The organism is Exiguobacterium sp. s34, from assembly GCF_018617435.1.
GTDB classification, from domain to species: domain Bacteria; phylum Bacillota; class Bacilli; order Exiguobacteriales; family Exiguobacteriaceae; genus Exiguobacterium; species Exiguobacterium aestuarii.
In genome coordinates this window covers 195935-208464 of sequence record NZ_JACSKE010000001.1, presented here as the reverse complement: position 1 = coordinate 208464, position 12530 = coordinate 195935, and the positions used below count along the sequence as shown (strand labels likewise).

Annotated in this window: 9 protein-coding genes; all 9 read left to right on the top strand. The window is 50.2% G+C overall.

Features of this window, described 5'->3' with window-relative positions; genetic code table 11:
- Positions 1-439 precede the first annotated feature (439 nt).
- The 9 genes from KNO87_RS15600 to wecB all read left to right on the top strand — a co-directional run bounded on the left by KNO87_RS15600 (position 440) and on the right by wecB (position 12514).
- Positions 440-2404 (top strand): CgeB family protein, encoded by a 1965-nt coding sequence (locus KNO87_RS15600; RefSeq protein ID WP_483299277.1) that lies wholly within the window; start codon positions 440-442, stop codon positions 2402-2404.
- Positions 2401-4566: a glycosyltransferase gene (locus tag KNO87_RS01025; protein WP_214793489.1), complete on the top strand. Its 2166-nt coding sequence runs from the start codon at positions 2401-2403 to the stop codon at positions 4564-4566. The genes KNO87_RS15600 and KNO87_RS01025 overlap by 4 nt, the downstream gene beginning before the upstream one ends.
- Positions 4567-4626: 60 nt before the next feature.
- Entirely contained in the window at positions 4627-6588 is a 1962-nt protein-coding gene (locus tag KNO87_RS01020; protein ID WP_214793492.1) for a hypothetical protein, read from the top strand.
- 11 nt (positions 6589-6599) lie between these two features.
- A complete protein-coding gene (locus KNO87_RS01015; protein ID WP_214793495.1) occupies positions 6600-6995 on the top strand; it encodes a hypothetical protein in 396 nt (131 codons plus the stop codon).
- Positions 6992-8287 (top strand): glycosyltransferase, encoded by a 1296-nt coding sequence (locus KNO87_RS01010; protein ID WP_214793497.1) that lies wholly within the window; start codon positions 6992-6994, stop codon positions 8285-8287. Before KNO87_RS01015 ends, KNO87_RS01010 begins: the two co-directional genes overlap by 4 nt.
- A 145-nt stretch (positions 8288-8432) precedes the next feature.
- On the top strand, positions 8433-9722 hold the full coding sequence (locus KNO87_RS01005; protein WP_214784195.1) for a nucleotide sugar dehydrogenase: 1290 nt from the start codon (positions 8433-8435) through the stop codon (positions 9720-9722).
- Positions 9723-9739: 17 nt separating this feature from the next.
- On the top strand, positions 9740-10537 hold the full coding sequence (locus KNO87_RS01000; RefSeq protein WP_214793500.1) for an ABC transporter permease: 798 nt from the start codon (positions 9740-9742) through the stop codon (positions 10535-10537).
- Positions 10538-10550: 13 nt separating this feature from the next.
- Positions 10551-11408, top strand: coding sequence for a teichoic acids export ABC transporter ATP-binding subunit TagH (gene tagH / locus KNO87_RS00995; protein ID WP_214793503.1), 858 nt, complete (start codon positions 10551-10553; stop codon positions 11406-11408).
- Positions 11405-12514 carry a non-hydrolyzing UDP-N-acetylglucosamine 2-epimerase gene (gene wecB, locus KNO87_RS00990; protein ID WP_214793506.1) on the top strand — a complete coding sequence of 370 codons (1110 nt, stop codon included), beginning with the start codon at positions 11405-11407 and terminating at the stop codon, positions 12512-12514. Before tagH ends, wecB begins: the two co-directional genes overlap by 4 nt.
- Positions 12515-12530: the final 16 nt, after the last annotated feature.

Below are 12530 nucleotides of genomic sequence, written 5' to 3'. Positions count from 1 at the left end.
ACAAGAAGCCGCTCTCCCGCACGTGGATACGAAGCGGGGGATCGACTTCTCGCTCGCGGATATGGATGACTATGTCTATCGCTTCTATTTAAAAGGAGATGCGTCTCAAACGGCGAAAGCGACTTTGTTCGTGGCGACGTATGCGCACGGGGAACGCGATCAACTGATCGAAGTACCACTCGGCTTCAGTAACGTCTTAAGCCTAACACCTAGCCATGAATCGGTACGCTACTTCATCCGCTTCTACGGAGATGGTGCGATTTCAGACCTCAAACTCGGGGTCATTCGTGAGAACAGTGTCCGTCGTACGGAGCAGTTTGATTTAGATCCGACATACTGGACGATTCCGACACCGGAGTCGATTAAATTAAAACAAGATCCGAACGGTCTTCGTCTCGTCTTGGACGTCGAGCCAGATGTGCGCCGTTACGTTTCTTATATGGAGACAAATAACCGCTTCACGGTGCTCCCGAAAGAGAACCCGTATACGGTTCGACCAAACCACCGCTACCGCGTTACAGTCGATGGTGAGCTCGGTGCGAACACGGGCGTCGTCCTATATATTATTTCGTACTCGCTCACAGAACGATTGTCGATGCAGCAAGTCCAACTCGGTAGTGAGAAGATTTTTGAGTTCGGAAAAGACGTCCGTTATCTCCGCTTCGCGCTTCGTGTGGATGGACAGGGTGAGACACTCGTCACAGGCATCCGTGTCAGTGAAGAGATCATCACCGACCGCACGCAAGTACCGGAATGGGTGGACCCGCGTGAGGCACGTCTATTCGAGACGACGCCACGTGAGTTGCATGAGATGAAAGTCGCGGCCATCTTTGATGAGTTCACGACCGCATCCTATCGTCCGGAGTGTGAGTTAATCACCTTCTCACCAGACGATTGGCCGGCTGTCTTGGCTGACCGTCAGCCTGACTTCCTCATGGTCGAGTCGGCATGGAAAGGGAACGACAAGACGTGGGAGAAAAAGATTGTCAAGTATGGGACGAACACGTGGGAAGACCTCGATGCACTTCTTGAGTGGTGCCGTCTGAACAACGTCCCGACCGTCTTCTGGAACAAAGAGGACCCGATTCACTATGACCGCTTCATCGAGACGGCGAAACGCTTCGATTTCGTCTATACGACGGATGCGAACATCCTCGAGAACTATAAGCGTGATTGTGGACATGACCGAGTCGGCGCATTGCCGTTTGCGGCACAGCCGAAAGAGCATAACCCGATCCGTCTTCCTGGAACGCGTGAACCGTACGCTTGTTTCGCAGGTTCTTACTATGCCAACCGTCACGAGTCGCGTCGGATTGACATGGACCGCTTGTTCGCAGCCGCTGACAAATACGGTCTCGTCATCTATGACCGCAACTATGAGATGAATCAACGCGGCGAGACGGACCAGCTTCAGTTCCCTGAACAGTTCCGCCAATCGATCCGCGGTAGCTTGAAATATAATCAAATCGCCAAAGCATATAAAGGCTTCAAAGTCATGCTGAACGTCAACTCGGTCAACGATTCACCGACGATGTTCTCACGCCGTGTCTTTGAAGGGCTCGCGTGTGCGACACCGGTCGTCAGTACGCGATCGGTCGGCGTCAAACAGATGCTTGGCGACTATGTCTTCCTCGATGAGGGAGATGAGATGCTCGAGGAGACGTTCCGTAAGCTCCTCACCGACGACGCGTTCTATGAGGACGTGGCAATGGGTGGCATGCGTCACGTACTCAAAAACCACACGTACACGCAACGTCTCGCACAAGTCGTCAGCACGATCGGTCTCCCGTATCGCGTGGACCATCCGAAAGTCGCGCTCGTCGCATTCGTCCGCTCGAAAGAAGAGATGAACCGTGTCGTCGAGACGTTCCGTGCACAGGACTACGAGCACAAACATCTCGTCGTCTTCCTCGACAAGTTCGAAGGGCATTTAGACTTATACGAGGCATACAACACTGAGGATATCTCGACATTCATGCTCAGCTACTTGCCACAGTACAACGCTTTGTCTGAAATCATGGACGGCTTTGATTGGATGGCTTACATCCAGACAGCGGATTACTATGGTCCTTCTTACATCTCCGACTATATGTTGGCGACGCGCTATGCGGAAGCGAACATTTTGACGAAAGAGGACTATTTCACTTGGAACGATACGCTCGAGAAGGTCGATTCGGATGGCACATATCGCTATGTGTTCGACGCGACGCCTTCACGTTCGATCATGAAGCCGGACGTTCTCCGCTTCTATAGCGTACGGGAAGCGCTTGACGTCCTCGCAACAGATGCGACGTTGAAAGAGTTGGCCCAGTCAGGTGAACGAATCTTTAGTACAGACCCGTATCAATATGTAAAAGCAGGGAGCGAGATGCCGACAGCATTCGCTCAGGAGGTACAATTATGACGACACCACTTCGCGTCCTCGTTTATGGGGATGTCAACTTAAACTTGATTGACGGGTCGGCCATCTGGCTGACTTCCGTCGTCTCGATGTTGAAGCAGGATCCATCGATTCACGTCGATGTCCTTCTCAAACGCTCGATCACCAAACCAGAAGTCACGGCGGGCATCAAAGAGTTGCCGAACGTGCGATTCATCGACTTGTTCGGGGCGAACTCACCGAAGAAAGGGACGCCATACCACGAACGTGGTGTCCTTCAAGCGGATGAGGCAGCACAGGTCATCGATGAGCTGATGACAAAAGACGGGTATGACTTAGCGTTCGTCCGTGGATTCCAGTTGGCGTACGATCTGTCTCAATATGAACAGACGATGGCGAAGACGTGGACATATATCACGGATTTCACGCATGATCATACACAAGCGTCGGAAGAAGAACTCGCACGCCTTCGTCAGATTGCTTCGCGTTCTGCCCGTATGCTTTGTCAAACCGAGGCGATGAAGACGTACTTCGAGTCGTTCTTGCCGACGGACCGCCCGTTCTTGATTTTGAATCCGATGATTCCGAACGGGAAAGGGACGAAACCGACATTCACGAAGCCGAACGACCGCCTCGTTTATACCGGAAAGTTCGCACCGCTTTGGTACACGACCGAGATTTTAGACGCGTTTGCCAAGCTACGCGAGACGTATCCGGCCGAGCTTCATATCGCGGGTGACAAGTTCAACCAAGACCCGAACAATCCGAACTTCAAACAAGAGACGTTGGCGCGTCTGAAGTCAGAGGAAGGGATTCATTGGTTGAAAGGCATTCCGCGTGCGGACGTCGAGACGCTCATCGACCGTAGTGCGATCGGTGTATCCTGGCGTCACCCGGAGCTCGACGCAAGTCTTGAGCTTTCAACGAAATTGCTTGAATACGGTTCGCTCGGTAAGCCGGTCCTCTTGAACCGTAACCCGATGCACGAACTCATTCTTGGGGAAGACTATCCACTCTTCGTCAACTCAGAAGAAGCCTTCATCGAGAAGGCGCGCCTCGCGCTTACGGATGAAGATGTGTACGCTGACGCGGCGAAGCGTCTCTACGAGATGTCGCAGTATTACACGTTCAGCAACACGTACGCGCGTCTTCGTGACGAACTCTGGGCGATGAAGAAGATTAATCTCCTCTTCGCTGGTCATGATTTCAAGTTCTTGCGCCTGTTCATGGACTACTTCCAGAACAATCCGCGCTTCAACGTCTTGATCGACCAATGGGAAGGACATAAGATTCATGACGTGAATCACAGTAAGGCATGTCTCGAGCAAGCTGACATCATCTTCTGTGAATGGGGTCTCGGTAACGCCGTCTGGTATTCGCATCATAAGAAGCCGCATCAGACGATGATTGTCCGTATCCACCGTCAAGAGAAAGAAACACCGTTCCCACGTGAATACAACCTTCATAACATCGACCGCATCATCTTGGTGTCGCCATATATGCTTGAGGAGATGTATCGTCTCTTCCGCATCCCGCGTCACAAGATGACGATGATTTATAACGCGGTCGACGGGAAGCGTCTCGTCCAGCCGAAAGAAACAGAAGACTTGACGTTCCACTTAGGGATGATCGGGGTCAACCCGAAATTGAAGCGTCTCGACCTCGCGCTCGATATGCTTGAAACGTTGCTACAAGATGACCCACGATACAAACTCTTTATCAAAGGGCATCATCCAAACGACATCTACTGGATCAACAAACGAGAAGATGAACGTGCCTATTACGACCGCTTGCTCGAACGATTGGAGCAACCAATCTTCAAGGAGAGCGTCCGCTTCGATGGACACGGAGATGACGTTCCGGAATGGTTGACGAAAATCGGTTTCGTGTTGTCGACGAGTGACTTGGAAAGCTTCCACTTGGCTCCGGCTGAAGCGATGACGTCTGGTACGTATCCGATCATCCGTCATTGGACGGGTAGTGAGACAATCTATCCGGACGATGTGTTGATGGAGAACGTGTTAGAAGGCGTCGACATCATCCGCTCGTTCAAAGGGGATTCGGCGCGTCTCTTAGAAGCGACAGAAGCATATAAAGCGTATGCGCATCATCATTTCGCGATCGAAACGCTCGCTCCAAAGTTAGAGGAGCTCTTACTAGCAGAACTGAATGCCGTCCATTCATAATCAGCAAGCCCGCCATCGCGGGTTTGCTTCTTTTGAAAACAAAGAGAAGGGGAGCATCCCATGAGTTATTTTTTGTATGAAGCCACCACCCGACACGTCGAGTTGACAGAGCGAGACGGCGTGACCCATGTGCTGTCGCGAGAACCGCTCGATGCACGCATCGGCTGGTTTGACGCAACGCGTGACGAACCACACGGTCACTATATTTCTCTCCAATTCGAAGAAACGTTTACCGTGTCAGTCCCGTTCAATAACGTCATCCCGGTATATTACACGACTGACCCCGTCGTCGTCGGCACATCGCTCCGCCAAGTGGCGGAACGGGCCGGAAAAACGGAAGTGTCGTCTGAGGCCGTCTCGCAAATGCGGTTTGTCGGACACGTATTCGGACGTAACACGCGCATCAAAGGAGTGGAACGACTCGCTTTAGGCGAACGTCTCATCGTCAAAGACGGGAACGTGACGATCGAGAAATGGGACGACTTGCCGATGGGGACGAATACGTTACGTGAAGATTTTGATGTGACGTGGATCAAGGCGCTCCGTCAAGCGATTCCGTCTTCTCAAACAGTGAACCTTCCGTTTGCGGGTTCGGCGTTCGATCTCGTCTTCACGAAACTCGCACTCGAGTCAGGGAAAACAGTACGCCTTCACGTTCCTTCATTAGATGGGAACGAGGCGAAAGTGGCACGAGAATTATTTGATGGTGCCGAACTTGTCGAGGCAGACTCGCCGGTGACAGATTTTGACCTGTCCCTCTCGAAACGGGTTTCTCAGTCGTTTGATGTGACAGAAGGGAACTTGAGCGCATACGAGTCGATTCCGACTGGGCGGGCACGTGACGCAGCCTACGTCGAAATCGGGAAACATGGCTCGGACTGGCTGTACGGCAAGCATATTTTCTTGAAAGAAACGATGGACGAGCATGAGGCGAAACAACAACTCTCAAGACGTGCGATTCGTCCATTTGAAGGATTTGGCGAAGCGGAACGCGAACAGGTCGAGGCGATGCTTGAACGATTGTTTGACACGTACGAAGATCGGGATTGGAGCGGTCGGCTCGAGGCGGCATGGTTCGAATTGAAAGTCGAGCACTTCCATGCGTATGCACGACAAGGCTTCATGGAAGAGATGTTGCTCGTTCAACCATTATTCGACCGCGACGTGTTGCGCCATATTCTAGAGGCGCCATATGAATTGAGACGACAAGGTCACCTCTTGAAGGTCGCCTTCGATGAATGGTTCGGTCCGACACCCCCACATCTAGTCAAAGAGAGTTTCGCATGGAGCGATTCCCCACTCTTACCGACGGTGACACCGGCTCCGCTGAACTGGCGATTGATGCTCGATGCGGTCGTGCCAGGGCAAGTCGAACGGATGCATGAACTTCTTCATGTGGAAGACTCGGTCCGTCAGGCGATGCCGAAAGACGAGAAGCCGAACCATCAAGTCGTTTCGGTCTGGAATGACTGGACGGCTCAAAATTGGTCGCATCTTCTTGAAGAGACGGCGATTGAAGAAGAACGGGTTGAACTGGAGATTCCAGAAGCGCATCAACCACGATCGGTGACGATCAAACCGTTCATCTATCATTACTTCGTGCCGTTCAACACGGAGTTGTTTCGCTTACGAGAAAATCAATTCAAAGCAGAGGTCGACGTCGAACCGTTACACGGAGAGAATGGCTATCTCCAGCTCTTCAACCAGAGCTTCAGTTCACCCCCGTCGAGTGAGTTCTTAAAGGATGCGACGCTTGGAAACGCACCGTTCATCCAGGTGTCGGGGACGATTGAACTGTTGTCAGAGGAAGACACGCCAATCGAATTGTACATCATGCAATATGATGCAAAGAAAAATCTGAAGAAGGCAGCCTTTGGTCAAACGCTTCGCTCGGGTGTGAACACGTTACATCAACGTGTTCCGAAAGAGTTGGATGCCAAGTATATAAAGCTCGCCATTAAATTCCAAAATGATCAACATGCGGTCCGTCTCCGAATGGGTGCATGGGACATAGAAAGCTGAGGACATCGCGTATGGAACGTCAACAAGTTGAATATGTAGAACGTGAGAATGCTTTTTTGCGTGAGCAGTTGCAAATGATGACAGACCAGATGGAAACGTTGAAACAAGAAGTGCTCGAAGAGGGCGCAAAACAGATTCGAGGAAAAGAAAACACGGTCCAAAAGATGAAAGAACTCGAAAAGGAATTGCGTCAAGCCCAAGCAAACGCCGAAAAGTGGCGGAAGGCGGCAGCTTCGGAGCAAAATAAAGTGAAGACGATGACCGAAGAAGTGGGGCGAATGACGGAAGAAGTGGGGCGAATGACGGAAGAAGTCGGTCGGATGAAGCATGTGCTCGATCGTGCGAAAGCCATCCCGCTCGCGGGTAAACTCATCACACGGATTGAGCGTGAAGGGAATCCATCATGAAAACATATGAGGAACAGCTAAACGACATCCAAATGGAGAAGAAGGCATGGGTTCAGACCGTCAATCGTCACTTTGAGACGTTGCCGACCACGAACTGGCTCGACGGTTCGGTCAAACGAGGTGTCAGCGTGATTGTTGCTTCTCATGACTCGGAGGAACTGTTGCGTGCCTGCCTTTCATCGCTTGAAGCGCAAACCATCGATCCATCATTGATGGAATGGGTGCTCGTCTTCAACGGGCCAAACCGTGAGTCGCTACGAGCGGTCAGTGAATCATATGGCAAAGATGTCGATGTGGTTCGTCTCGAAGTCGAAGAGGCGAATGTCAGTATCGCCCGAAATCAAGGGATTGAAGCTTCGACACGACAGTACGTGACGTTTTTAGATGAAGACGATACGTTCAGCCCGACCTTTGTGGAGCGACTATTTGAACAAGCGTTACCGAATCGAATCGTGATTTCGGATATTCAAGACCGGAGTCCGTCGGGTGAAGCACTTCCTTCACCGCTCCATCGGGAGTTCGAACGTTTGACGGGACAAGAGGCGACATATGAGCAGATGTCACAACTCCTGACGCTCAACGCGTGTAAACTCGTCCCGTCGGTCTATGCGAAACAAGTGCGTTACGAACCGGCTTTACGGAGTGGAGAAGATGTCGTTTATTTTTCAACGCTGTTCTCTAGTTATTTACCTGAAGTGAAGATATTGCCTTCTGGGACGGATGCGATCTATTATCGCCAAGTGCGAGAACGCTCGGTCTCACGCCAAGCAGTCAGCCATGATTTCTCGGTCGACCAACGTCTTTCCGTCATCAAACGGCTCGATGCCATTCCAACAAAAGACGCATCGATTCGACGCTTCATCGAGCGGAAAATCGATGCCCAAACCTCGATGATGAGTTTATTTTATGAAATGGTTCCTGAGCAGCGTGAACATATTCGTGACGCGATAAAGGAAGAAACGCTTCGTTATTTCTCGTTCAGTATACTGAATCAACATGCGGCTGAACGGGGAATCGTCATCGGGGAACGCCTTGAGCGGGCCGGAGCACTCATTGCCCAGTTCTCTGACGATGCCGTCATCCGTGTCTACTTAATGGCGCCTTATACGCGTCAGGAACTACGGGGTCATGTGACGGATGAACAATTTGAGCGGCTGACGTTTGCGAATATGTCGCTACCGAATTGGTCAATATTGCCTGAAGTTTGTTATAGTAGTGGGGATGTGCGTGCCGTCGCATTATGCACAGAACATCATTTAGGTGTAAAATCTTACTCGGTCCCATCTCATTAATACGGTATTGTCATGAAAATGTAATTGCTTCTCAATTCGTATCGGGAGTATAATGGGTTTGATTTTTGGTGAAATCCTAAACAATATGAAATGTTTTGCAACATTCGGTGACACGTGTCACTAATCTATGGAGGTTATTTCAATTATGAAAGTTTGTACAATCGGATTAGGATATATCGGACTCCCTACATCAGCCGTTTTCGCCCAGTATGGCGTGGACGTACTCGGTGTAGACATTCATCAGTCCGTCGTGGATAAATTGAACCGTGGCGAGATTCACATCGAAGAGCCAGGTCTTGGTGAAGTCGTGAAAGAAGTTGTCGCAAACGGTAAATTCCGTGCGTCACTCGAACCAGAAAAAGCGGACGCGTTCATCATCGCGGTACCGACACCAAACAACGACGACGAGCACAAGTCATGTGACCTCACATACGTGCTTGAAGCAACGAAACGTGTGCTTCCACACGTTGAAAAAGGAAACGTCATCATCGTGGAATCGACAATCGAGCCACGTACGATGGACGACCATGTGAAGCCGCTCGTCGAAGCTGCTGGGTTCACAGTCGGCGAAGACATCTTCCTCGTACACTGCCCAGAGCGCGTCCTTCCAGGACAAATCTTGCATGAGCTCGTTCACAACAACCGCATCGTCGGTGGAATCACAGAAGCCTGTGCAGAAGCTGGTGCGAAAGTGTACGGCACGTTCGTAAAAGGTGAGATCATCAAAACAGACGCAAAAACGGCTGAGATGTCTAAACTCATGGAAAACACATTCCGTGACGTGAACATCGCCCTTGCGAACGAACTCGCGAAAGTATGTAACGCCCTCGACATCAACGTGCTTGACGTCATCGAGATGGCAAACAAACACCCACGCGTCAACTTGCATAGCCCAGGACCGGGTGTAGGTGGTCACTGTCTCGCGGTTGACCCATACTTCATCGTCGCGAAACAACCAGAACTCGCGAAGATCATCAAGTTGTCACGTGACACGAACGTATCGATGCCTGCTTACGTCGTCGAGAACGTCAAGAAACTCGTTGCAGGCCAAGACAACGCGAAAATCGCGGCGTTCGGCGTAACGTACAAAGGGAACGTCGACGACATGCGTGAAAGCCCAGCGGTCGACATCATCGAATTGATGCTCGCTGACGGCATGAACGTAGCGGTCCACGACCCACACGTTGAAGTCTCTTCTTCGAAACATTTCGACCTCGTGTCAAAAGAAGAAGCCATCCAAGATGCGGACCTCGTCCTCGTCCTCGTTGACCACAACGAGTTCAAGGCACTCGACTTCGCAGAATTGAACGGCGCGATGCGTCGCCCAATGATCTTCGACACGCGTAATATCGTGAAGGCCGATGACAGCGACCTTGCCGTTGTAAACTACGGAAACCTTTACAACTACGTCAACGGGAAAGTTACGTTGGCCTAAACCGTTAGGTGCCCAATATGATCAAAGCATCGAAACAAGTTTTCATTGAACTTTGGGAGAGTCTCTACCTCATTTTGAGACTCTCTGTCTATGAAACGAAAAGTCGTTACTCGATGCAGTATTTTGGCTACTTGTGGGAAATCATCACACCAATTATTCAAATCGCCATCTATTGGCTCGTCTTCGGATTCGGTTTACGTGCGGGTCGAGACGTTGGGGATGTCCCGTTCTTACCATGGCTCGTCTCAGGGATTGTGCCATGGTTCTTCTTTGGACCGGCCATTGTCAGCGGATCTCGATCCGTTTTTTCTAAGATTGCCCTCGTCTCGAAGATGAGTTTTCCAATCAGTACGATTCCGGCCTACGTCATTTTGTCGGAGCTATACCGACACGTGGCCATGGTCGCAATCGCCTTTATTTTGATGATGGCGTTTGGAATCAGTGAAGGGTGGAACATCTTGTTCCTTCCGTACTTATTGATCAGTGCGCTTGCCTTTTTATATGCGTTCGCATTGTTGACTTCCGCATTAGCCACAATCATCCGAGATTTTCAAAATTTGCTGTCACAAATTATTCGGATGATGCTGTATCTGTTACCGATTTTTTGGCAACCGTCTGGGAAACTAGAATTGATTTTGATGGCCAACCCGCTCTATTACCTCGTGGAAGGCTATCGATCGATGTTCCTTGGAACGGATTGGATTATGCAAAATCTCACTTATGGTCTTTACTTCTGGGGCTTCACTTTCGTGACGTTCCTCATTGGTTCAGCGATTCACGTGCGTTTCCGTCGCTACTTTATCGACTATATTTAAGGAGCAGTGACGTATGAGCTATCAAGTCAAATTCGAAAATGTCTCGAAGCGATACACGTTGTATCGTAAACAAAGTGATAAATTGAAAGAAGTCTTGTTCAACCGTGCGAACGGGAAACAGTTTTACGCGCTTCGTAATGTGACGTTCGAAGTTCCTCCCGGTGAGGTAGTCGGTATTTTAGGGATTAACGGTTCTGGGAAATCGACGATGTCGAACCTTCTCTCTGACGTGATTCCGCCGACACACGGACGCATCGAGCTTCGAGGCAAACCATCATTGATTGCCATCTCCTCTGGATTGAACGGCAATTTGACGGGGATGGAGAACATTGAACTGAAATGTCTCATGCTCGGGATGAACAAGCAGCAAATCAAAGACATTACCCCGGAAATTATCGAGTTTGCCGATATCGGCGATTTCATCGATCAACCGGTTAAAACGTACTCGAGCGGGATGAAGTCACGTCTTGGCTTCGCCATCTCCATCAATATCGACCCAGATATTCTTGTCATCGATGAAGCGTTGTCCGTTGGGGACCAAACGTTCACCGATCGTTGTCTCGTCAAAATGAACGAGTTCAAAGATCAAGGGAAGACGATCTTCTTCATCAGTCACTCGGTGTCCCAAGTGCGTCAATTCTGTACACAAGCCATCTGGCTCGAGTATGGGGAAATTCGCGAATATGGTCCCGTAGATGAGGTCGCAGACGAGTATATGAAATTCTTGAAATGGTTCCGCACGTTGGATTCCAAACGTCAATCGGAGTTCAAGCAACAGAAGATGGCGCAACGGACGACGATTGTGGACCAAGATGACGTCGGTGAGACGATTATCTTACCGCGAAAAACGCTTAAAGGAGAATCTGTATGATTAAAGTTATGACCGTATTCGGTACACGCCCTGAGGCTATCAAAATGGCCCCGCTCGTGTTAGAGCTCAAACAACGTGAAGGGATCGAACCGATTGTCGTCGTCACAGCTCAACATCGTGAGATGCTCGATCAAGTCCTTCAACTTTTCAAAATCACACCAGACTATGATTTGGACGTGATGAAGAAAAACCAAACGCTCTTTGATGTGACGACACGTGTTCTTCACGGACTTGATGAAGTCATGAAAGAAGCGAAACCGGATATCGTTCTCGTTCACGGTGATACGACGACGACGTTCGCGGCATCGCTCGCGGCATTCTACAACCAGATTGCAATCGGTCACGTAGAAGCAGGGCTTCGCACATACAACAAGTATTCGCCTTACCCAGAGGAAATGAACCGTCAATTGACAGGCGTCATGGCAGACCTTCATTTTGCTCCGACGGACACGTCAGCTGAAAACTTGCTTCGTGAGAACAAGAAAGAAGCCGATATTTTCGTAACAGGAAATACGGCGATTGATGCCTTAAAAACGACAGTTCAAGATGACTACGACAGCGAATTACTCAACAAGATCACGGGGCAAGACAAGCGTCTCGTCCTTTTGACGGCACACCGTCGTGAGAACCTTGGAGAGCCGATGCGCAACATGTTCCGTGCGGTTCGTCGCTTGATTGAAAAGTATGATGACATTGAAGTCGTCTACCCAGTTCACATGAACCCAATCGTACGCGAACTCGCTGGTGAAATTTTAAATGACTTAGACCGCGTTCACTTGATTGAACCGCTCGACGTCTTTGACTTCCACAACTACGCATCTCGTTCACACCTCATCTTGACAGATTCAGGTGGCGTACAAGAAGAAGCGCCGTCACTCGGTGTACCGGTTCTCGTTCTTCGTGATACGACAGAGCGTCCGGAAGGTGTTGCAGCGGGAACGTTGAAACTCGCTGGAATTGAGGAAGAAGTCATTTTCGGACTCGCCGATGAGTTGTTATCGGACCAAGCCGCATATGAGAGTATGGCAAAAGCGTCTAACCCTTACGGGGACGGGGAGGCGTCACGCCGAATCGTCGACGCGATCGTCGAACGTTTCACACGCTGATTGATGATAGACTGTC

Bases quoted from the DNA above. Each gene is read 5' to 3' on its own strand.
- KNO87_RS15600 (WP_483299277.1), top strand. From the start codon at position 440: ATGGAGACAAATAACCGCTTCACGGTGCTCCCGAAAGAGAACCCGTAT.
- KNO87_RS01025 (WP_214793489.1), top strand. From the start codon at position 2,401: ATGACGACACCACTTCGCGTCCTCGTTTATGGGGATGTCAACTTAAAC.
- KNO87_RS01020 (WP_214793492.1), top strand. From the start codon at position 4,627: ATGAGTTATTTTTTGTATGAAGCCACCACCCGACACGTCGAGTTGACA.
- KNO87_RS01015 (WP_214793495.1), top strand. From the start codon at position 6,600: ATGGAACGTCAACAAGTTGAATATGTAGAACGTGAGAATGCTTTTTTG.
- KNO87_RS01010 (WP_214793497.1), top strand. From the start codon at position 6,992: ATGAAAACATATGAGGAACAGCTAAACGACATCCAAATGGAGAAGAAG.
- KNO87_RS01005 (WP_214784195.1), top strand. From the start codon at position 8,433: ATGAAAGTTTGTACAATCGGATTAGGATATATCGGACTCCCTACATCA.
- KNO87_RS01000 (WP_214793500.1), top strand. From the start codon at position 9,740: ATGATCAAAGCATCGAAACAAGTTTTCATTGAACTTTGGGAGAGTCTC.
- tagH (WP_214793503.1), top strand. From the start codon at position 10,551: ATGAGCTATCAAGTCAAATTCGAAAATGTCTCGAAGCGATACACGTTG.
- wecB (WP_214793506.1), top strand. From the start codon at position 11,405: ATGATTAAAGTTATGACCGTATTCGGTACACGCCCTGAGGCTATCAAA.